This window comes from Maribacter orientalis, assembly GCF_900109345.1.
Classification (GTDB): domain Bacteria; phylum Bacteroidota; class Bacteroidia; order Flavobacteriales; family Flavobacteriaceae; genus Maribacter; species Maribacter orientalis.
In genome coordinates this window covers 44,710-65,847 of record NZ_FNZN01000002.1, presented here as the reverse complement: position 1 = coordinate 65,847, position 21,138 = coordinate 44,710, and the positions used below count along the sequence as shown (strand labels likewise).

Sequence of the window (21,138 nt, the reverse complement as noted above, 5' to 3'; positions counted from 1 at the left end):
GGCTTTGGTAAAACTGAAATCACCTTATAAAATTATAAATGATATAATTTTATAAGGTGATTGATGTAATGAAAGTTTAAGATAACTGTAGGAGCAAGGGAACTATTTCATAGTTAGGCCCCTAAAAACTTAATTAACCTCGTAATCCCTTTATTTTAGCCAAGGTTTCTTTTACTAAGGCTTCTAAACCAGCGTAATCTTTATTAGCTAAAATTTCTTTACTAATAAGTTTCGAGCCCATGCCAACACATGTAACGCCCGCATCGAACCAAGCTTTTAGGTTGGCTTCGTCTGTACTTACACCACCTGTAGGCATAACGCTAGTCCAAGGTTGCGGGCCTTTAATCGCTTTCACGAAACCAGGGCCGTAAAGGTCACCAGGGAATAATTTTACGATTTCGCAGCCCATTTCCTCAGCTTTGTTGATTTCGGTTAATGAGCCACAGCCAGGTGACCATAAAACTTTTCTTCGGTTACAAACAATTGCAATATCTTCTCTTAATGATGGCGTTACGATAAAGTTAGCCCCTATTTGCATATAGTAGGAAGCCGCTGCAGCATCGGTAATAGAACCTACGCCCATAATCATACCAGGTAGGTTTTTTATTGCGTATTTGTTCAATTCGGTAAATACTTCAAAAGCGAAATCGCCACGTGCGGTAAATTCCATTAATCGTGCACCACCATTATAACAGGCTTGCAAAATCTTTTTGCCTAGTTCGATATCTGGGTGATAGAATAAAGGAACCATACCAGACTCCTTCATGACTCTTGCTACTTCTATTCTTGAATATTGTGCCATTTTATGTTTTTTTATTTCTCTAATAAAGTTTTATTGAAATGGAATTTTCTGGATTATCATTTTATTTTTTAGACATTGGTTTTAGTATTAGAAGGTCTACAGAAGATTCCCGCAGTATTATCTAGCAACTCTACCAGAGGCATCGCCACCCATAAGCTTGTTGACTTCGTCTACAGTAACCAAGTTGGCATCTCCCTTAATTGTATGTTTTAAACATGATGCAGCTACAGCAAAGTCAAGTGCATTTTGATCATCTTCAGGATATTTCAATAATCCGTAGATCAAACCTCCCATAAACGAATCTCCACCACCAACACGGTCAACAATATCCGTAATTTGGTATTGACGGGTTTCATACATTTTAGAACCGTCCCAAAGTACACCTGCCCATGTGTTGTGTGATGCAGAAATGGAACCTCTTAAGGTTGTAATCACCTTTTTTGCTCTAGGGAATTTTTCCATCATTTGCTTACAAACCGATAAGAAAGCCTCTGCTTTAACATCGTGCCCATGTTTATGCACATCTAAACCTTCAGGATGAATTCCAAAATGCTTTTCTGCATCTTCTTCATTTCCTAAAATAATATCGCAATACGAAGTTAAATCGGACATTACTTTTTCTCTATGCGCATCATCACAATACGTCCAAAGTTTAGCTCTATAATTTAAATCTGTAGAAACTGTAATTCCTATTGCGCTAGCCGCTTTTACAGCTTCTAAACAAACATCTGCAGCTCCTTGAGAAATAGCAGGAGTAATACCTGTCCAATGAAACCATTCTACACCTTCAAAAACAGCATCCCAATCGATCATTCCAGATTTTATTTCTGCAATTGCAGAATGTGCTCTGTCGTAAACTACTTTACTACCTCTAGATACCGCTCCGGTCTCCAAGAAATAAATTCCTAAACGATCACCACCGTAAACTATCTTATCTACTCCAACTCCTCTTTTACGCATTTCCATCATGGCACATTCACCAATATCATTTTTTGGCAAACGTGTTACAAAATCGACAGGCACACCATAATTAGCTAAAGAAACAGCTACGTTAGATTCTCCTCCTCCGTAAACTACATCAAAACTATTGGCTTGTGAAAATCTTAAAAATCCTTGTGGTGCTAAACGAAGCATAATTTCACCGAATGTTACTACTTTTTTCATGTTGACTATTAAGTTTGAAATGTAATAAAATATTGTTGTTTAATCGATTAACCAATTATCATAAAAAATAACCAAAAAAGACATTTTTTGATTACGGGAATTAAAGCCTTACTTTTGGTTAATCGATTAAACAAATATATATAAAGAAGTTGAATATAAAAAGAACAACTTTAAAAGACATAGCCAATGTTTTAAGTATTTCTACCGCAGCGGTTTCCAAAGCTTTGAACGATGACACGCGCATAAGCGTAAAAACAAAAAAAGCGGTTAAGCAAGTGGCCAAGGAATTGAACTATCAGCCTAATCATTTGGCAAGTGCGCTTAGAAAAGGGAAAAGTAATTTGGTGGGCGTAATAGTACCTAGAACTAATAGCAGTTTTTTTTCTTCTGTAGTTGAAAATATGGAAGAGGTACTTAACAAAGCTGGGTATAATATTATTATTACCCAATCTAATGAGTCTTTTGAAAAGGAGTGTAAAAATATTGATACGCTGTTATATACACAAGTAGATGGTATCATAGCTTCAATGGCCAATGAAACGGTCGATTTATCATATTATGAAAAAATAAAATCCAATGGAATTCCTTTAATTCTTTTTGATAGGGGAGAGAACAATTTAAATGTCGATTATGTAGGTATTAATGACTATGATAGCAGCCATATGATTATTGAACATTTAGTGTCTAAAGGATGTAAACGTATTGCACATATTGGTGGATATAGAAGAACACGAATTTTTAATAACAGGATACGCGGTTATGTTGATGCGATAAAAAAGCACGACTTGCCACATGATGATGAATTATTGATTGAAAGTAGTCTGACTTTAGAAGATGGTAGGCGCCAGATGGAAAAATTATTGGCATTGGAAAATAGACCTGATGCTGTTTATGTAGCAAGTGATTATGCTGCTTTAGGAGCACTTCAAGTTTTGAAGGAAAAAAATATAAAGGTACCGGAGGATATTAAATTGGTAGGTTTTGGTAATGAACCGTTCACTTCACTGGTTACACCTTCCATTACCAGTGTTAGTCAACATAGTGAGCAAATTGGTAGATTGGCTGCGGAAACTTTTTTAGGCTATATAGAAAAGGATATTGTTGTTCAATCTTTGAATAAAATAATTTTAGATTCAGAATTGATTATTAGAAGTTCTTCTGAATAAAAAAGCGTTAGTGTAATTTACAATAACGCTTTTTTCAATACTTATGTAATATTTTTGTTTTAGCCTCCTAAAGCTTGACACCACCAATTTAGATAGTTTCAGCAGTTATGAGTGTTGCATCTTTACTTAACGTTTAGTATTTGAAATTTGACTAGAGCGTAAAAGCACATTCTTCAAATGACTCTCCTTTCTTGAATGGAAAGATAATGATAGGGTTATTTGTAAAACTTTTTTCGTCTAAATAGCTTAAGATGTTTCTGATTTTTTTCGTCAGTATTCGATAAGAGTGTTAGTATTTTTTAGGGGTAGGGGTGAAAATTTGTAATACTCCAACTATTTTAGTGTTTCTTGGTTAGTATAATAATCCGCAATAAATGCCCATAAAATAAAAATAGATGTTTCTGTTCTTTCAGTTAATAGCGTTTAATTTAAAGTGCCAATTAAATAGTTTGTACTTTAACTCTAAATTGAACAAATAAGTATGATTTTGAGGTATGTCTTCTGGGTACCAATGAACAGAATTTAGAGTTACAAATTTATTCTTTTATAATGGAATTGATGTTTTTCAATAAGGTTAGGTGGTTATGAAATTTTGAAAATCTTAGAATAAATTAAAATTAAAAGATTGATAGTAAATACGCGAAAAAATAATTAAACTATTAATAAATAATACTATGGCAAAAAGTCAAGACTCAAAGAAGAATGTCAAAAAAGCACCGGTAAAAACCGCTAAGGAAAAGAAAGAAGAAAAGAGATTGAAAAAAGCAAAATAAAAAGAAGTTGCTTTTAGTAAAAGATTACCCATTGCAACAGAAGTTTATTGAAGCTATAGAATAATAATCAATGATAGCCTAAATTGTTTGAGAAGGTTAAAATTCACGATTTCTATTATAAACTGAAATATTAAATTTTAGCTATTAAAGCACATAAGTTTCAATTGTTTAAAAATGTTTCAATTTTTTCAGAGTACATTTTACCATAAAAATTTATAATCTTGAGAACTAGTCTGTACCTGTAGCCTGCCTTCGGAATACCACGTTTTGAAAGTTCTGTTTTGGCTCGGTTTTTAAAATAATCTGGCTGATTTGGATTTATAGGATTAGGAAGATGAAGGAAGAATTCCGCTTTTAAAAACATTATATCTAAAATCAAGATTGATTTTAGATATAATGTTACTAGGCATTACAAATCCTCTAGGTTAACAAAGCGTTTTTCTTTTAGTTTTTTAAAATACGATGGGGTAAGCCCTGTAACTTTTTTAAACTGCGAAGATAAATGGGCAATGCTGCTATAGTTTAGCAGATATGATATTTCCTTTAGACTCAACTCGTCATAGAGTAACAGTTCCTTTACCCTTTCTATCTTATGTAAAATGATATATTGCTGAATAGTAACTCCTTTAACTTCGGAAAAGATATTTGCCAAATAGGTATAGTCATAACTCAATTTTTCGCTTATATGTTCAGAAAAGTTGACCTTGTGTATTTCATCCGAATAATGCACCATTTCGATAATCACTGATTTGATTTTTTCAATCAAAATCTTCCGCTTATCATCTAGCAACTCAAGTCCATAGGATATTAGTTTTTCACCTAGTTTTTCTTTTTGGGCATCAGTGATTTTTTCAAGAATTTCGATTTTCCCGAGTTCTATATTTATACAATGTAAGCCAAGGTTTTGAAGTTCTTGCTTTACGACCATTTTACAGCGTAAACTCACCATGTATTTTACATATATAATCATTGGGGTTTAATATTAATTGTCCGCAAGCAAATGGAACGTTGTCTAAAAAAATGTGATGTAAATTACTCTTGTTCCTAATCAAAAAACAAAGGGATGTAAAGTTTTTTGATGGAAAGTACATCATAGGAATAAAAAACATGATACTGGTTTGAAAGATTTTTTAACCCTTATCATTCCTTTTTAAGGTACGTTATTTTTATCGAAAAAGGGCTCTATATAAAATATAACCTCTTACATAATTTCGTCAACAAACTTGAAGCATGTTTTAAACCTTTAATAGGGCCAAATCTAAAGGTATTTGTAAGAAACCATAAAGGACTACAGGAATTTTAAAAGAAGAAGAGTTTGTTTTATTTAAGTTTTAGCTCCAAATCAGGAAAGTGAATAAATAATATAAAAAGATGTGATTTATGTAATTTTTAAAAATAGTTATATAGTAATTCCATTGATATCATATCGCACTTTTGACTGCTGTTATATTTAGATATGCAGTTTCCTAATTAAGTGACACTTGTGATAATAATGAAAAAAGATTTTTTTGAAATTTTGAATTATACAATGGCTTTTCTTAGACCAATATATTATAACGGTAGCTCCATAACTTTAAAGGAGAAGGAATTTGCCAAAGACCTAAAAACAGTCCTACTTGATTTAAAGAGTGGTAAACAAATTGATAAGGTGTAAGATTAAAGTTTTTACATCATGAGCACTATAGTGCACATCTTTTTGGGAAGCTCCAAAATGAGGTGTTAACCAATTTTGTTTTGGAAACATCCAAAACAAATCAATAAAAAAGCCTCAATTATTATTAATACATACTCCTTATGCGAAAATGTTTCACTTTTTTTATTGGCTACCTGGCGGTCATATTGCTGCTGGTTTTATTTAAAAAATGAGATTAACCAAATTAAAAATATAAATCAATTTAAAATGAAAGTAGGGAAACAATAATTGGTCAAATATAGGCCTCAAGTATGGTAATCTATTTGAATTAGAAGAGCTTTTCACACTCTTTCATTTTGGACAACTCTAACTGTTTCAGTCTCACAAAAATAATATTAATTAAAATCAACTTAAATAATTAAAAAACATGAAAAGATCAATAATGACAGCCGTAATAGCATTAGCAATAGGTTTTACTATCAATGCCCAGGATATCTCAAAAAATGCATTAGGGCTTAGATTAGGAGATAATGACGGATTTGGAGGCGAAATCTCATATCAACCACGTCTAAGCTCCAAAACACGTTTGGAATTGGATTTGGGATGGAGAGATTCAAATGATATAGAGGCATATAAATTAGTTGGACTCCATCAATGGGTTATGCCATTGGAAAACCATTTTAATTGGTATGTTGGTCTTGGAGGAGGAATAGGTTCTTTTAATAACCGTTCTAAAGATAATTTTAATGATGGGTCATTTGCTTTATTAGCAGGGGATATTGGCATTGAATATAATTTAAATGTGCCTTTACAATTTTCGTTGGATTTTAGACCAGAATTGGCGTTCAACGATAATTATCGTGACGATTTGGGACTGGATATTGCATTAGGGATACGATATAGGTTTTAAGAATATTAGGTTATCAAAACTAGTAAAAGTCAGGGGTAGGTTCCCAAATCCATTTCTTAGAATTCTTTAAGGGAAGTTTTTTTTGGGAAACAGTAGAAGCCATATTTTTATGTATGTGGTAGGCTTGTAATTTTGTCGATTTCTATTAAGACTAAGGTTACATATACACTATTTAGTGCCTTTTTTCTTTTTTAACTATAAATAGCAGCCATTTGGCTGCTATTTGCATTACGTTTATGGTTGAACGCCCAGAAGTATAAAGTGATAGTTATAAAGTAAAAACTTAAAATAAAGAAAAAAGCGGATATTAAATATCGCTCTGGTCAAAATAATGGTTTAGAATAGAAAACCCACTGAGTGCATTTGGTAAGGGGTTCCTAAAGAAAAATTAATAGATAATTATATTAATGTTGTAAGAGGTAATCAATGATAACTATCATCTACCACACATATGTTTTCAATATTATAAGTAGTATGTAAAAAGGCACTAACTTTTCGAATTAAAACAGAGCTGAATTTTTGTTTTACCTTTTCAATTTGGAGACTTTTCCAATATATACAGACCTCTTGGGAAGCCTATATTAACTATCTTAAATGCCTCAGTTCTTCTTAAGTTTGATTCTCAGTAAATTCCATTTTTTTCAACCTAAACTTTTTTGGTTTTCACAATGTTAGATATAATGAACTGACCTTTTCAAATCCTTTCAGCGCACAGTTCAGCCGTAATGTTTGTCATTCCTGTTATTCAGCCGAAACTTGGTGAAAGCTAAATTTTCGATTTGTTGAAGGGACTTCGGATGAGATATTCAGCAAAAAATTTCGCTGTGTTTTTTATTTCGGTTTCAATTCCGCAACTACATTTCAGTCGTAATTCCTTTGGATTTTCGATTCTGACTACTTTACATAATCTGGAGAAACACATTCTTTCCAATAATCAATTATAATTTTTAAAGTGTTTTTTAAGTCAGAATAACTATTGGGTTTAACAAAAAAACCTTGGATTGATTTTGAATATGCATCAATTACATGCTGCTGTTCAGAACTTGTAGAAAAAAACAAATACGGTGTGCACTTTAATCTTAAATCCTCATTGTTGTGAATTTTTTCTCTTAGTTCCAAGCCGTTGAGTTTTGGCATATTAATGTCAGAAAAAACAATGAAGGGTTCTATTCGATTGCTTATTAAATGCTCTAATGCTAATTCACCATCTCCAAAAAAAAGTAATTCATTTTTATAATCAAGTTCTTCAAATACCTCCGCCACTAGTTCTTGGTCGTCAATGTCGTCTTCAATAAATACTATTGCGCCATTTTTATTCATAAGATTTTATTTTTTAAAAATTAATAGTATCTGATTATTAAAGGTATGCTTAATATGGTTAGTCTTCCAAAAGTGTCTGGATAATGACATGCTCTTTAAGTGAAAGTCCTTTGTGTTCATACAACAAATCTAAAATTCTGATTTGTTGCGTTAAGTTATTGAATTCGGAGATTTCTGTTTGGCTTGCATATAACGGTATTGTGTATGAAACTTAGCGTGTAAAAAGACGCTAACTTTTCGGATTAACACAGAGCCGAATTTTTATGCTTTGTTTTCACATTTTTATTTAAAAGCTAAATTTAAAAATTTGGCAGACTTTACAAATACTCACGAATCTTAGAGTTTATGAATTATTAGCTATGTTTTATACCTCAGTTCTTTGTTAGGCACAGTTATTTTTTATTCGGTTTAGTTTTTAAAAAATAAACAAAGGTCAAAATAATTATAGCTATTAAAATAATTATAAATTCATTTCGAGCAAGGTTAGATAATAAATAAAGAATAGTCAAACTGGACAAAACTGGAATTAAATAACCACCTGGAATTCTAAATTCATTTCCAGAGCCAATATTTAGTTTTCTCAATTTAACTACAGACAATGACACTCCTAGATAGATTAATAAAACAGTCGCGCTCGAAATAATTGCTAACTGTTCAAAACCACCAATGGAGGCAAATAAGAATCCAGCAGATGCATAAGAAATTATAGAGATGTATGGTGTGCTAAATTTTGAATGAATTTTAGTCAGAGATTTAATAGGTAGAACATTGTCTTTTGATGCACGAAACAGTATCCTTGGCATACTCAATATTGAACTACTTAAGTAGCCTAGCATAGAAACAGCTGCTGCTAATGTCATTGCGGTGAATCCAATAGGCCCAAAGATTTGATTTGCAACAGCACCTAAAGGATTTTCCTTAAAAGTAACCAATGAATCCCCAAGTACTCCTTGTGATACAACTTGTATAAGGATATAAATAATTAGTATGATAATAATACTTAAGAAAATTCCTTTAGGAATATTCCTTTTGGGGTTTTTGACCTCGCCACTAATAGAAAATCCAGATTCAGCTCCTTGAAATGCGAAAAATAGAATTAAAGACATTTTTGCTATATCATTGAAAGGTGATACAGTTCCGATTGAAAGGTTATCAAGGGAGACATCGCCCCAAGAAAATAAAACTAGCAACAGTAATGGAATTAATTTTGCAACAGTTACGAATTTAACAACCTTAACTCCGTTTTTAACTCCCTTTATATTGACAAACCCAAAACCTGCAAAAAGGATAAGGAATATAAGTATTTTGATATATGTTATTTTGAATTCTGGAATTATAGAGCCAATTATATCGACGATAGCATTGGCTACAGCAGCATCAGCCGAAATAGTTGCCAAAACAAAAAGTATAGAAGTGAGAAAACCAAAATATGGACCAAAAGCTGTTTTAATGTAGATATAAGCACCTCCAGAATCTGTTACTCTACTTCCAGCTTCTGCGAAACAAAGCATAACAAGTGCCACAAGAAATCCACATAGTAAATATGCAAAAATGCTCGAAGTGCCAAGTCCAGCAGCAACAATTGCTGGTAGTACGAATATTCCGGAACCAACCACCATATTAATGATGTTAGTACTGAATCCAAAAATTCCAACTACTCTTTTTAAATTTTCTTTATTATCCTCCATTCAGTTTTTTGGGCTAATTGTGCCTATGGCGAGTAGGGCAGGCAAGGAAACCTTTCATTTTCGTCTACGCTCGTAGCCAAAGCTTTTTGTTTCGTTTTTATCTTTTTCAATTTAAAAGCCAAATCCAAAAGATTTGGCAGGATTAGCAAATATAGACAAGCCTCTAAATTTATTACTTTATGTCCTATTTGATATAAGCATGGTTAAACTCAGTTTTTATTTTTCAGAATGTTCAGTTCTCCGAAATCAACATCAAGTAGATTTTCTTGATCGACGGAGAACCCTAATATTTCTCTTTTTGAATTAAAGTTGAAAGTTAAAAAGCCATCAGGAACTCGTATGTCATTCCAATCTATTTTAAACGTATCAAAATGCCAATGTTCTAATTTTCCTTTAAATACTTGTGAATGAGAAAATGAAATTTCTAATCCACCACTCTCGGTATAATTTATTAAAATGTCTCCATACATTTTGTCGATGTATTTTCCAGCGTAATTTTGAATTTTTAATGAAGGTTTTGTTTTAGGGGTTTTAAAAATCTGAACAGGTGATTCTTTTTTCTTTTTTAAATTCTGGTTTCTATAATCCATTACTCTGGAATATATATCAAACGACTCATCATCAAATAGCTCTTCCAATATTTTAGCTGTCAATAAAAAAGTTGCGGGCTCTTCCGCTTCGTTGGTAAGTATTACAAACCCTAGGTTCATATCTTTTATCATAACAAGATTAGCAGACATACCATCAATACCTCCACTATGTTCAATTATCTTATGTCCTTTTTTTGGGGTTAGCCACCAACCAAATCCGTAAGATGTGAATTCATTGTAAAATGGAGCACCACCTATAGGATATATAATTTGAGGTTTGAAAATTTCATTAATTATTTGCGGACTAACAATAGTATCATTATCAAATGTTCCATTATTCAGCAAGAGTCTCATATAATTTGACATTTCGTTTGACGAAGAGTATATAAAGCCACCTGGAGCAAGATTATCTCCCTTTTCCTGTTTTATTGCAACTTTTTCATAATCTTCATTCCAAATATGTGGTTGGGCTAGGTTTCTATTAGATTCTCTTTCAGTTGAAAGAGGTGTGCTATTATTCATTTTCAGTTTATCAAACACCTTTGTTTTAAGGAAATCATCCCACGACATTCCAGAAACTTTTTCTACTATTTCAGAAGCAACTACATACATCACATTTTGGTATGCTGGTTTTTCTCGAAAGCCCGATGCTGGTTCCAAATATTTAAGACGCTTTATTATTTCTTCTCTTGAATAATCCGAGTGGTACCATAGTGTTCCTCCACTAACATCTTTAAGACCACTTCTATGGGTGAGTAAATCTCTAATTGTAAAATTATCCGTTACATAGGGAGCGTACAATTCAAAGTAAGGTAGATATGCTTTAACTTTATCATCCCAATCTATTTTTTCTTCATCTACTAATATTCCCAATGTTAAAGCAGTAAATGACTTGGAGATTGAGCCGATTCCAAAAATTGTATTTTCATCAACTTTTCTTTCTTTATGAATTTCCAAGTTTCCATAACCTTTGGAAAATATTATAGAATCATTCCGAACAATACCAATAGAAAGACCGGGTATATCAAAGTCATTTATGAGTTTATGAATTTGTAAATCAAGTGAATCTAATTGTATTTGTTGGGAGATTGAATTGGAAGAGAACAATAACCCAATTATGGTAAAGAAGAATATTTTCATTTTCATTTTTTTCAATTGAGTATAACGGTTTGAGCATAAAACGTAGCGTGTAAAAAGGCACTAATTTTTTGGATTAACACATAGCCGTCCCGACGCTTCGGGATTATATTTTGTTTTTACTTTATCAATTTTAAAAGCCAAATTTAAGAATCTGGCGGTCTTCGCAAATAAACACAAACCTTTTAATTTAGCACCTACTAGCTATGTTTTATACATGGTGTTGTACTTTCGTTATTTTTTATCAAGGTCAGCGTTTATCAATTGCAAAATGGATTCTATATTGTTTCTAACATGTACTGCCTCATTATTAGTAATGCCACATTGTTCCGTTATGGTCAAAATATAATCGTCAATGTCATCATCTTCAATTATTTTAGTGACCGCAATACGTTTGTCTTTATTTTTGAAATTGAATTTATCTATCCACCACAATCCGTTAAACAATAATTTAATGTTATGGTTTTTTGTTAGGTACGGATAAAAATGATTAATGCTATAGTTGCGTAAATCTTGCTCGTATTCCGTAAGCCTATTTACTTGTCCGGACCAATTGGTCAGCAAGGTTTTGAGCATATCATTGGTTAATAGATACAATTTACCCGATGATAATACTTCATTTGTTGTTCCAGTAACGGGATCAAAAGTTGGTGTGCTATTTATAGTTATTAAATCTAATGCAATACTGTCAACAGGAACGTTTTCATTCAGTCCTTCTTTAACCGAAAATATTCTATACGAAGCGTCAATCGTGTTATTTCGCATCGTAATTTTATTGTCAAGTTCGTTTAAGTTCTCGGTGTATTCACTTTTCAGTTGCAACAGTATTTGATGTTCTTGTTTTCGGTTAATCCTGTTTTCATTCCAATCGTTAATTTGTAGCGCAATTAAAATACCAATGACCACCAGTATAATTTCGCCAATGGCATATTTGAGATACTTACCAGTTTTTCCTTCTGAAAGCAAGTTTTGTCTAATTGTTCTAAATAATTTTATCATTGGTTATTCATCATAAAGCACAACGTCTCGTACATGAAAATAAGCGATAACTTTTCAGATATAGCACAATCCTAATTTTTATGTTTAATTTTCTTTTCTAAATATAGCGAAATTAAAAATTTGGCGGACTTTACAAATACTCACGAATCTTAGAGTTTATGAATTATTAGCTATGTTTTATACACGTCTTAAGTCGGTTTTGTAATTATTTCTTGTTCGTGCACTATTCCTGTTCAAAACATCATTTAAGAATTCTACAATAAGTTTCTTTTTAAGTTCGGAGATGAACTTTATTTCTGGGTGATTAACTGAAAGCCACTCTAAAAAAATCTTTAGTTTATTTTCATAACCCCCTTTTGGTTGTTTGGTTTACTATCTTTTCTTTGAGCTTTATTTCAAAATCAAACCCTTCTTGAACGGTCATTATTGTTTTATCCGGTGTAGGGTCGGATTTTTTGTAATCCTTATCGGGCGAAACTGAAGTAACAGCTATATTGTTTTTAGTGAGTAAACTTTGGTGTAACTCTAAGTTATCGGAATAAGGATTACAACCTTGTTTTAGAAGTCTTAATAAAACATTTCTATAGGTAACCAGTACGGACATTCTATCTTCCTTGGTCTTATATTTATTGGCGTTTCCATAGAACGGAGTCTGCCGTTCTAATTTTTCGTTTTTGGGGTCGCGAAAGAAAAATACATATACCAGCGTTTTTTCAAATCGCCATTCGCGGAATATATTTTAGGGATGGAAAAGCTTCTCTTTACAGACAAATCGTATGCACTTTCGTATTCAAAGGTAAGTAACTCGTTAAAACTAGGCATAAAAAAACGGTTTAGCGAAAACTAAACCGTTGTTCTTGAATACTTTAAACTTAGTAGCGGGGACTGGACTCGAACCAGCGACCTTCGGGTTATGAGCCCGACGAGCTACCTACTGCTCTACCCCGCGATATGGGTTTCATCTTTCCTGTTTTACAACTTCAGTTCATTACGCTGACAAGATGAGCGCTACTATTTGTAACGGGCGACAAAGATACAATACATTTTCTCTATATTCAAAACTTATTTAAAGAATCTTTTTAGGACCAGTATCTTTTAAAAAACTTAAAATCCATAACTTCGGATTTTTACTATTTTATGGACACAATCAATGATTTTATTGCAAACGCGCTACCGTATACAGAATGGCCTATGTTTCTTTTGTTAATAGGCGGCGGACTCTTCCTCGTTTTTTATTCCAAGTTAATGCCATATCGCTTTTTTGGACATGCTATTGCTATTACTGCTGGTAAATATGACAATAAAAACTCAAAAGGAGATGTGAGTTCTTTTCAGGCATTGTCGGCCGCAGTTGCGGCAACTGTGGGTCTGGGAAATATTTCAGGGGTTGCCATTGCTATACATGATGGTGGTCCGGGTGTAGTGTTCTGGATTTGGATGACAGCATTAATAGGTATGTGTATAAAGTTCTATTCCTGTACTTTGGCAATTATGTATCGGGGCACAGATTCTGATGGTAAAATGCAAGGCGGACCAATGTATTATATTACTAAAGGTTTAGGTGAAAGGGCCCGTCCGTTGGCAACTTTTTTCGCAGTATGTGGCATATTTGGTTTTTTAGGGGTTTTTACTGCGAATCAATTTACTGAAACGTTTATGAGTGTAGTGGAGCCTTCGACAACCTTATTTGATATGGGCGATGAGAATTGGAAATGGACAATAGGTGTTATTTTGGCTATCATAACATCTTTCGTGATTTTTGGGGGGTTAACCAAAATAGCTAAAGTGGCCTCAGCTATTGTGCCTTTTATGGTAGCGGTATACTTGGTGGCGGTAATAGTGGTCATGGCCTTGAATTCAGAACAAATTCTTCCTTCTTTAAAAATGATAATTACCGAGGCTTGGAATTTTAAATCATTAGCAACTGGTGGTTTTTGGGGTCTTGTTATCATCGGAGTTCGTAGAGCGATGTTTTCTAACGAAGCAGGTTTAGGTAGTGCACCTATGTATCATGGCCAGTCTAAAAATGACGAACCTATTCGAGAAGGGTTGGTTGCCATGCTAGGTCCATTTATAGATACTATATTGGTGTGTACTTTCACTGCAATCGTAATTATATTAAGCGGGGCGTACCTAGAAGATTCTAGTGGTATAGTTATGACCTTGTCGGCATTTGAAACGACATTGTTTGGATGGGGAGATATACTATTAATGGTGATTGTTACTGCCTTTGCGCTATCTACCTTGTTTACGTATTCATATTATGGTGTTAAATCACTTTCATTTTTAACCAATGCTAAAATTGGAAAGTTTTACAATTGGTATTTTGTAATTATGATTGTCTTTGCTGCAGTTGCCTCTTTAGAGTTAGTGAAAAATTTAATTGATTTGTCTTATGCGCTAATGGTGATACCGAATATGATTGCCGTACTTTTGTTGGCTCCAAAAGTAAATGTGGAATTGAAAAAATATATAATAAAATATAAGGATGGCAGATCATAAGGCAGGCTTTGTAAATATTATCGGAAACCCTAATGTTGGTAAATCTACTTTGATGAATGCCTTTGTGGGTGAGAAATTGTCAATAATTACTTCAAAGGCCCAAACAACTAGGCATCGTATATTGGGTATAGTTAATGGGGATGATTTTCAAATGATTCTATCCGATACTCCTGGTATTATTAAACCAGCATACCAGTTGCAGAGTAGTATGATGGATTTTGTCAAGTCTGCATTTGAAGATGCCGATGTGTTACTGTATATGGTTGAAATAGGGGAAAAGGCCCTGAAGGATGAGGCATTCTTTGAAAAAATAAAGAATAGTAAAATTCCCGTTTTGCTATTATTGAATAAAGTAGACACTGCTACTCAAGAGTTGTTAGAAGAGCAGGTTCAATATTGGCAAGAAATGTTACCAAATGTTGAAATACACCCTTTGTCTGCATTATCTAATTTTAATGTCAAAGGTGTATTTGAGCGTATTATAGAATTGTTGCCCAATTCGCCAGCGTATTACCCAAAAGACCAGTTAACTGATAAGCCTGAGCGTTTTTTCGTTAATGAGACCATTCGTGAGAAAATCCTTTTAAACTACAAAAAAGAAATCCCATATGCAGTAGAAATAGAAACAGAGGAGTTTTTTGAAGATGAGGATATTATTCGCATGCGCTCTGTAATTATGGTTGAGCGTGATTCCCAAAAAGGAATTATAATTGGTCATAAAGGTGCCGCATTAAAACGGGTTGGTGTTGAGTCTAGAAAAGATTTGGAAAAATTCTTTGGCAAACAAGTTCATCTTGAACTGTATGTTAAGGTGAATAAGAATTGGCGAAGTGATTCTAGGCAACTCAGACGTTTTGGGTATAATAAGTAGTTCAATAGTCCATAATATTGCTCAGACTTCAGAACGATTTTTTTACATTCTCTTTATTACTATGCTTTTAGGGTCTTAAGGCTATTTTTTTTCTTTCCAATAATCAATTGGGTAGTATGGATTTGTATATTTTTTTTTGACCTTCAAAATAAAATAATTGCCTTAATCAAGATTTAAATTATTTGAATAGAAAAGAATGTTTTACATTTGAATCATCGATTAAGTGCACAAAAAACCCGATGAAATGCAGAATGTGATTATTTTGGAGCCTCTGGCCATGGTAGTGTTGTTCTGGATTGTTTAGAAAAAGAAGGTAAATATAACCTTATTGGGTTTGTTGATTCATACAAAAAAAAAGGTTCAATAATTAATGGATATGAGGTTCTTGGTAGTGAGTTTGACCTTCCATATTTAATTAATAGGTTTAACATAGTTGGTGGTATTGTAGCGGTCGGGGACAATTGGATAAGAAAACTAATTGTTGATAGAATATTAAAAATAGTTCCCAATTTTAATTTTGTAAATACAGTGCATCCGAAGTCTATATTGGGTAAAGATGTGCTTTTGGGATGTGGTAACGTTTTTATGCCAGGAGCAATAGTTAATGCCAATTGTACAATTCATGATTTCTGTATAATAAATACGAATTCTTCCCTAGGGCATGATGGACTAATGGAATCTTATTCAAGTCTTGCGCCTTCAGTATGTTGTGGAGGTAACTTATATCTTGGTCAATTTTCTGCTGTTAGTTTAGGAGTTAATATTATTAATGGAATTGAAATAGGGAGACATTCAGTTATTGGGGCCGGTTCTTTGGTAGTAGAAAGCTTTGGCGATAATATAGTGGCCTACGGTTCACCTGCTAAAATAATCCGAAAAAGAATAATTGGAGAGCCTTATTTGTCAACCTCTAAAAAACAATCCTTATCAAGTTTAAGAAATCTTCAAGAGCTTAGGTCTAATCTCTCTATTTAAGTTTTATTGTATTTGCCACTTTAAGTACTACCTTTGCGCCAAATTTAAGCTATGAGTGCTATTGTTGCCATTGTAGGAAGACCTAATGTAGGTAAATCTACTTTATTTAATCGATTGATTCAGAGACGCGAAGCTATTGTTGATGCCGTTAGTGGTGTAACACGTGACCGTCATTATGGTAAAAGTGATTGGAACGGCAAAGAGTTTTCGGTTATTGATACTGGGGGTTATGTTATCGGTAGTGATGATGTTTTTGAAAAGGAGATTGATAAGCAAGTTGAGTTGGCTATTGATGAAGCCGATGCCATTATTTTTATGGTAGATGTTGAAACCGGTGTAACCGGCATGGACGAAGATGTTGCGAAATTACTACGTAAAGTTAAAAAACCAGTTTTCTTAGCAATAAACAAAGTAGATAATGCAAAACGTGCAGAGGATGCTGTTGAATTTTATTCACTAGGATTAGGGGAATATTATACATTATCAAGTATTAATGGTGGTGGCACTGGTGATTTATTGGATGCGCTAGTTAAGGAATTGCCAGATGTTGTTGAGGAGAAAAGTGAGTTGCCAAGATTTGCAGTAGTTGGTAGGCCTAATGCGGGTAAATCATCTTTTATAAATGCACTGATTGGTGAAGAAAGATATATTGTCACAGATATAGCAGGTACTACAAGAGATAGTATCGATACAAAATACAATCGTTACGGGTTTGAATTTAATTTAGTCGATACGGCAGGTATACGTCGTAAATCTAAGGTAAAGGAAGATTTAGAGTTTTATTCGGTAATGCGTTCTGTTCGAGCGATAGAACATTGTGATGTTTGTATATTACTTTTGGATGCTACCAGGGGTTTTGATGGCCAGGTAGAGAATATTTTCTGGCTTGCCCAACGTAATCATAAAGGAATTGTCATTTTAGTGAATAAGTGGGATTTGGTAGAAGACAAAGAAACCAATACCATAAAACACTACACGGATAAAATCAAAAAAGCAATTGAGCCATTTACAGATGTTCCAATTCTTTTTGTTTCAGTGCTTACAAAACAACGAATTTTTAAGGCCATTGAAACAGCAGTAGAGGTCTATAATAATAGGAGCAAGAAAATCATTACACGTAAGTTTAATGAAACCATGTTACCAATTATAGAGCATTATCCACCACCAGCATACAAAGGTAAGTTTGTGAAGATAAAATTCTGTACTCAGTTGCCTACACCATATCCTCAATTTGCGTTTTTCTGTAATCTTCCTCAATATGTTAGGGAGCCTTACAAGCGTTATTTAGAGAATAAGATTAGAGAGGAATACGATTTTACAGGAGTACCGATTACGGTATTTATGCGTAAGAAGTAGTATTCTTGAGAATTAATAATTGGTCAAGTAGTTTTATGTGAATAAAATTATTTGACTAATTTTATTTTGGTTAAACAACAACCAATATTTACCATCCGCCTGAAGCACCACCACCTCCGAAGCCACCTCCGCCAAAACCTCCGCCGAATCCGCCACCGCCAAAGCTTCCGCCTCCGCTGCTGCCACCAAAGCCACCAGAGCCATTTGAGCGGCCCATATTGCTAAGTATAATAATGTCCCACGGACTTAAACCTCCACGTCTTCCACCACGGCCATTGTTGTTGCCACCTTTTCTATTCCAAAGAATAAATAAAATGACAATAAAAATGATAAAAGGTAAGATTGACGAAAAAGGGAAACCATCTTTATCATCATAGATTCGCTCTTCTTGAAACTCTCCATTCAGTACTTGAAAAATAACATCGGATCCTTTATCTAAGCCACCATAAAAATTACCAGTTCTAAACTCTGGTAGAATAATATTTTCAATAATTCTTTTCGAAAGAGCATCGGTTAATGAACCTTCAACGCCATAGCCTGTACTAATGGCGATTTTTCTATCATCCTGGGCTAAAATGATTAAAATGCCATTGTCTTTTCCTTCTTGGCCAATACCCCATTTTTGTCCCCAGTTAGCACCGAGATAATTAATATCCTCTCCTTTAGTGGTTGAGATAATAGTGATTACTATTTGTGTAGAAGTACTGTCAGAATATCGAACCAACTTCTGGCTTAACTCCTTTTTTTGTTGGTCCGTCAGTAAATTAGTGTAGTCATAAACACTTGTTTGTAGCGCTGGCTTTTCAGGAATCTCAAATTGACTCCAAACAGGTTTGCACCAAAGAAAAAGTAGTATAAGGCTAACCTTTAGATATCTCATTGCTTAATTCGTTGGTGTCATCTGAATGCCATGGAAAATGGCTATTCAATTCCGTACCGGCTTTTAAAATACCGGCTATAATGCCCTCTTTGTATGCTCCTTTAATAAAGTGGCTTTGAATGGTATCTTTAGTAGTTTGCCAGAAATTTGAAGGAACTACTTTGTCAATCCCTTTATCACCACAAATAACAAACTTTCTATCATTTACGGCAACGTAGATGAGTACGCCATTTTCTTGCTTGGTATTGTCCATCTTCAGCAAGTGGAATACTTCTTTAGCACGTTTGTAATGGTCTTTTTGGGTATGCGCTTCTATGTGTACCCTTATTTCACCAGAAGTGTTTTTTTCAGCCTTTAAAATAGCGTCAACTATTTCTTGCTCTTCTGTTACGGTCAAAAAATCTTCTACTTTGGACATAAGTGAATCAATCAAATTCAAAATTCACATCTGGTGCGTTTTCAGAACCTGTATCTGCTTTATAATAAGCCAATTCATTAAAGTTTAAGAAGCTTGCCAGTATCGAATTCGGGAATTTTTTAATGTGTAAGTTATAAGGTTCAACAGTTGCGTTGAATCGATCTCTAGCTACATTTATTCGATTTTCAGTACCTTCTAATTGAGATTGAAGTTCAAGAAAATTTTGATTGGCCTTTAAATCAGGATAACGCTCTACGGTTACCAATAATCTGCTTAAGGCACTACTAAGTCCGCTTTGAGCTTGATTGAACTGTGCTAACTGTTCTGGAGTAATATTCGACGGGTCAATACTAACTGAAGTAGCTTTTGCTCTTGCTTCTATGACATCGGTCAATGTTCCTCTTTCAAAATCGGCTGCACCTTGTACGGTTTTTACCAAATTACCAATTAAGTCATTTCTCCGTTGATAGGCACTCTCCACATTGGCCCAGGTTTTGGTAGATGTTTCTTTCAATGCTACGGCAGTATTGTTAAAGCCTACGCCCCATTGGTATAGCCCAAATGCTATGACAGCAATTACTATTAATGCAATAATTCCTTTTTTCATAATGGTTGTGTTATAATTGGTCTTTAATTTTATTTAATTCCGCTTTTACCCGTTCTAATTTTTGAATAATATCAAAATTTGAAAGTGTTTTCTGTTTTTCTTCTTTAAGATGTGTTTTGGCACCATCAAGGGTAAATCCTCTTTCTTTTACCAAATGGTAGATGAGTTGAAGATTTTTAATGTCTTGGGGTGTAAATTTTCTATTGCCCTTCGCATTTTTTTTAGGCTGAAGCACATCGAATTCTTTCTCCCAAAACCGAATTAAAGAGGCGTTGACTTTAAAAGCACGGGCCACTTCGCCGATGCCGTAATACCTTTTTTCTGGAAGTTCTATTTGCATTAATCCAATGATTGGTTTTCTTGATTAGCGAATTTCAACATGTTTTCAAATTCTTCTGGAGATAAACTGCCATAGTAGAAATTGATTGGGTTGATTCTGTCTGTGTCTTTCCAGACTTCATAATGTACGTGTGGTGCTTCTGAACGTCCTGTGCTACCTACAAAACCTATTAAATCACCACGTTTAACTTTTTGCCCTTTCTTAACGTTGTATTGGCTCAAATGAGCATATAGGCTTAAATACCCATATCCATGCTCAATACGTATATGTTTACCGTATCCTGAAGAATTGTTATCGGCACGAGTTACCTTTCCATCACCTGCTGCATAAATAGGTGTGCCTTTCGGTGCTGTAAAATCCATGCCGTAATGCATCTTTCTTGCTTTGGTGAAAGGGTCTGACCTCCAGCCATAACCAGAAGCCATACGAGTAAGGTCTTCGTTGTTAATCGGTTGAATTGCAGGAATAGACATCAATAATTTTTCTTTTTCTTCCGCCAACTTAGTAATCTCATCTAAAGATTTAGATTGTATGGCCATTTGTTTTTTTATAATATCTAATCTTTTTGTGGTAGACACTATCATTTCTGAATTGTTGAAGCCTTCTAATGATTTGTAACGATTAATACCTCCAAAACCTGCTTTTCTTTGTTCGTCTGGTATTGGGTTTGCTTCAAAATATAGTCGGTAGATATTGTTGTCGCGTTCTTCAATATTTCCTAGTACCTCCTCGATTTGGGCCATTTTTTTATTCAATAGTTCATATTGAAGCTCGTAATTTTTTACTTCACGAGATAAAGAAAGTTCCCTAGGGGTATTAACGAGGTTTGTGTTTAAAAGAAGAATAAGTGCTAAAAATCCAAAAAGGCATGATCCCAAAATAAAGAAAGTTATATTTCTATAACGCTTAGATTTTTCGGGTTCTATTTTACGGTACGACAGGGTGTCCGGGTCGTAATAGTATTTTACCTTAGACATGAATGTTATTTATCCTATTTTTGTTATTTA

19 protein-coding genes and 1 tRNA gene are annotated in these 21,138 nt (G+C 33.8%); 6 read left to right on the top strand and 14 right to left on the bottom strand.

Going from position 1 to position 21,138, the window contains the following annotated elements; genetic code table 11:
* Positions 1–133 precede the first annotated feature (133 nt).
* Both BMY56_RS03925 and BMY56_RS03920 read right to left on the bottom strand, forming a co-directional pair.
* Positions 134–802, bottom strand: coding sequence for a bifunctional 4-hydroxy-2-oxoglutarate aldolase/2-dehydro-3-deoxy-phosphogluconate aldolase (locus BMY56_RS03925; RefSeq protein ID WP_091620231.1), 669 nt, complete (start codon positions 800–802; stop codon positions 134–136).
* 117 nt (positions 803–919) lie between these two features.
* Positions 920–1,966 carry a sugar kinase gene (locus BMY56_RS03920; protein ID WP_091620229.1) on the bottom strand — a complete coding sequence of 349 codons (1,047 nt, stop codon included), beginning with the start codon at positions 1,964–1,966 and terminating at the stop codon, positions 920–922.
* A 149-nt stretch (positions 1,967–2,115) separates the two neighbouring features.
* On the opposite strand from BMY56_RS03920, the gene BMY56_RS03915 reads away from it, so the two are divergent.
* The gene (locus BMY56_RS03915) at positions 2,116–3,132 is read left to right on the top strand and encodes a LacI family DNA-binding transcriptional regulator (RefSeq protein ID WP_091620226.1); all 1,017 of its coding nucleotides are present in this window, start codon (positions 2,116–2,118) and stop codon (positions 3,130–3,132) included.
* A gap of 1,182 nt (positions 3,133–4,314) precedes the next feature.
* Here the strand turns inward: BMY56_RS03915 and BMY56_RS03905 are convergent.
* Positions 4,315–4,875, bottom strand: coding sequence for a helix-turn-helix domain-containing protein (locus BMY56_RS03905; protein WP_091620222.1), 561 nt, complete (start codon positions 4,873–4,875; stop codon positions 4,315–4,317).
* Positions 4,876–5,965: 1,090 nt separating this feature from the next.
* On the opposite strand from BMY56_RS03905, the gene BMY56_RS03900 reads away from it, so the two are divergent.
* Positions 5,966–6,448 carry an outer membrane beta-barrel protein gene (locus BMY56_RS03900; protein ID WP_091620219.1) on the top strand — a complete coding sequence of 161 codons (483 nt, stop codon included), beginning with the start codon at positions 5,966–5,968 and terminating at the stop codon, positions 6,446–6,448.
* 894 nt (positions 6,449–7,342) lie between these two features.
* On the opposite strand, the gene BMY56_RS03895 is transcribed toward BMY56_RS03900, so the two are convergent.
* From BMY56_RS03895 to BMY56_RS03870, 6 genes are all read right to left on the bottom strand, one after another.
* On the bottom strand, positions 7,343–7,768 hold the full coding sequence (locus BMY56_RS03895; protein ID WP_091620216.1) for a response regulator: 426 nt from the start codon (positions 7,766–7,768) through the stop codon (positions 7,343–7,345).
* Positions 7,769–8,160: 392 nt separating this feature from the next.
* The gene (locus tag BMY56_RS03890) at positions 8,161–9,456 is read right to left on the bottom strand and encodes an APC family permease (RefSeq protein ID WP_091620213.1); all 1,296 of its coding nucleotides are present in this window, start codon (positions 9,454–9,456) and stop codon (positions 8,161–8,163) included.
* A 209-nt stretch (positions 9,457–9,665) separates the two neighbouring features.
* Complete coding sequence (locus tag BMY56_RS03885; protein ID WP_177170917.1) at positions 9,666–11,186, bottom strand: serine hydrolase; 1,521 nt, start codon at positions 11,184–11,186, stop codon at positions 9,666–9,668.
* Between the two features lie 231 nt (positions 11,187–11,417).
* The gene (locus tag BMY56_RS03880; RefSeq protein WP_091620208.1) at positions 11,418–12,182 is read right to left on the bottom strand and encodes a DUF6090 family protein; all 765 of its coding nucleotides are present in this window, start codon (positions 12,180–12,182) and stop codon (positions 11,418–11,420) included.
* A 343-nt stretch (positions 12,183–12,525) separates the two neighbouring features.
* On the bottom strand, positions 12,526–12,786 hold the full coding sequence (locus BMY56_RS03875) for a hypothetical protein (protein ID WP_091620206.1): 261 nt from the start codon (positions 12,784–12,786) through the stop codon (positions 12,526–12,528).
* Positions 12,787–13,058: 272 nt separating this feature from the next.
* Positions 13,059–13,131: transfer RNA gene (locus BMY56_RS03870), tRNA-Met, on the bottom strand.
* A 188-nt stretch (positions 13,132–13,319) separates the two neighbouring features.
* Between BMY56_RS03870 and BMY56_RS03865 the strand changes: the two genes are divergently transcribed.
* The 4 genes from BMY56_RS03865 (at position 13,320) to der (ending at position 17,886) form a co-directional block, all read left to right on the top strand.
* Positions 13,320–14,684 carry an alanine/glycine:cation symporter family protein gene (locus tag BMY56_RS03865; protein ID WP_091620203.1) on the top strand — a complete coding sequence of 455 codons (1,365 nt, stop codon included), beginning with the start codon at positions 13,320–13,322 and terminating at the stop codon, positions 14,682–14,684.
* Positions 14,671–15,555 (top strand): GTPase Era, encoded by an 885-nt coding sequence (gene era / locus BMY56_RS03860; protein ID WP_091620200.1) that lies wholly within the window; start codon positions 14,671–14,673, stop codon positions 15,553–15,555. Before BMY56_RS03865 ends, era begins: the two co-directional genes overlap by 14 nt.
* 291 nt (positions 15,556–15,846) lie before the next feature.
* On the top strand, positions 15,847–16,530 hold the full coding sequence (locus tag BMY56_RS03855) for an acetyltransferase (RefSeq protein ID WP_245737162.1): 684 nt from the start codon (positions 15,847–15,849) through the stop codon (positions 16,528–16,530).
* Between the two features lie 51 nt (positions 16,531–16,581).
* Positions 16,582–17,886, top strand: a complete 1,305-nt coding sequence (gene der, locus BMY56_RS03850) for a ribosome biogenesis GTPase Der (RefSeq protein ID WP_091620197.1) — start codon at positions 16,582–16,584, stop codon at positions 17,884–17,886.
* An 88-nt stretch (positions 17,887–17,974) separates the two neighbouring features.
* Here the strand turns inward: der and BMY56_RS03845 are convergent, their stop codons facing one another.
* Genes BMY56_RS03845 through BMY56_RS03825 form a run of 5 tightly spaced genes read right to left on the bottom strand, consistent with a single transcriptional unit; the run spans position 17,975 to position 21,108 of the window.
* Positions 17,975–18,766 (bottom strand): TPM domain-containing protein, encoded by a 792-nt coding sequence (locus BMY56_RS03845; RefSeq protein ID WP_091620194.1) that lies wholly within the window; start codon positions 18,764–18,766, stop codon positions 17,975–17,977.
* Positions 18,747–19,184, bottom strand: coding sequence for a TPM domain-containing protein (locus BMY56_RS03840; RefSeq protein WP_091620192.1), 438 nt, complete (start codon positions 19,182–19,184; stop codon positions 18,747–18,749). Before BMY56_RS03840 ends, BMY56_RS03845 begins: the two co-directional genes overlap by 20 nt.
* Positions 19,185–19,191: 7 nt before the next feature.
* Positions 19,192–19,791: a LemA family protein gene (locus BMY56_RS03835; RefSeq protein WP_091620189.1), complete on the bottom strand. Its 600-nt coding sequence runs from the start codon at positions 19,789–19,791 to the stop codon at positions 19,192–19,194.
* Between the two features lie 10 nt (positions 19,792–19,801).
* A complete protein-coding gene (locus tag BMY56_RS03830; RefSeq protein WP_091620187.1) occupies positions 19,802–20,131 on the bottom strand; it encodes a MerR family transcriptional regulator in 330 nt (109 codons plus the stop codon).
* A complete protein-coding gene (locus tag BMY56_RS03825) occupies positions 20,131–21,108 on the bottom strand; it encodes a M23 family metallopeptidase (protein WP_091620184.1) in 978 nt (325 codons plus the stop codon). Before BMY56_RS03825 ends, BMY56_RS03830 begins: the two co-directional genes overlap by 1 nt.
* Positions 21,109–21,138 lie beyond the last annotated feature (30 nt).

Coding starts and splice junctions, on each gene's coding strand:
- BMY56_RS03840 (WP_091620192.1), bottom strand. CDS start 19,184: ATGTCCAAAGTAGAAGATTTTTTGACCGTAACAGAAGAGCAAGAAATA.
- BMY56_RS03920 (WP_091620229.1), bottom strand. CDS start 1,966: ATGAAAAAAGTAGTAACATTCGGTGAAATTATGCTTCGTTTAGCACCA.
- BMY56_RS03865 (WP_091620203.1), top strand. CDS start 13,320: ATGGACACAATCAATGATTTTATTGCAAACGCGCTACCGTATACAGAA.
- BMY56_RS03905 (WP_091620222.1), bottom strand. CDS start 4,875: ATGATTATATATGTAAAATACATGGTGAGTTTACGCTGTAAAATGGTC.
- BMY56_RS03880 (WP_091620208.1), bottom strand. CDS start 12,182: ATGATAAAATTATTTAGAACAATTAGACAAAACTTGCTTTCAGAAGGA.
- BMY56_RS03835 (WP_091620189.1), bottom strand. CDS start 19,791: ATGAAAAAAGGAATTATTGCATTAATAGTAATTGCTGTCATAGCATTT.
- BMY56_RS03900 (WP_091620219.1), top strand. CDS start 5,966: ATGAAAAGATCAATAATGACAGCCGTAATAGCATTAGCAATAGGTTTT.
- era (WP_091620200.1), top strand. CDS start 14,671: ATGGCAGATCATAAGGCAGGCTTTGTAAATATTATCGGAAACCCTAAT.
- BMY56_RS03890 (WP_091620213.1), bottom strand. CDS start 9,456: ATGGAGGATAATAAAGAAAATTTAAAAAGAGTAGTTGGAATTTTTGGA.
- BMY56_RS03885 (WP_177170917.1), bottom strand. CDS start 11,186: ATGAAAATATTCTTCTTTACCATAATTGGGTTATTGTTCTCTTCCAAT.
- BMY56_RS03845 (WP_091620194.1), bottom strand. CDS start 18,766: ATGAGATATCTAAAGGTTAGCCTTATACTACTTTTTCTTTGGTGCAAA.
- der (WP_091620197.1), top strand. CDS start 16,582: ATGAGTGCTATTGTTGCCATTGTAGGAAGACCTAATGTAGGTAAATCT.
- BMY56_RS03875 (WP_091620206.1), bottom strand. CDS start 12,786: ATGTCCGTACTGGTTACCTATAGAAATGTTTTATTAAGACTTCTAAAA.
- BMY56_RS03830 (WP_091620187.1), bottom strand. CDS start 20,131: ATGCAAATAGAACTTCCAGAAAAAAGGTATTACGGCATCGGCGAAGTG.
- BMY56_RS03895 (WP_091620216.1), bottom strand. CDS start 7,768: ATGAATAAAAATGGCGCAATAGTATTTATTGAAGACGACATTGACGAC.
- BMY56_RS03925 (WP_091620231.1), bottom strand. CDS start 802: ATGGCACAATATTCAAGAATAGAAGTAGCAAGAGTCATGAAGGAGTCT.
- BMY56_RS03825 (WP_091620184.1), bottom strand. CDS start 21,108: ATGTCTAAGGTAAAATACTATTACGACCCGGACACCCTGTCGTACCGT.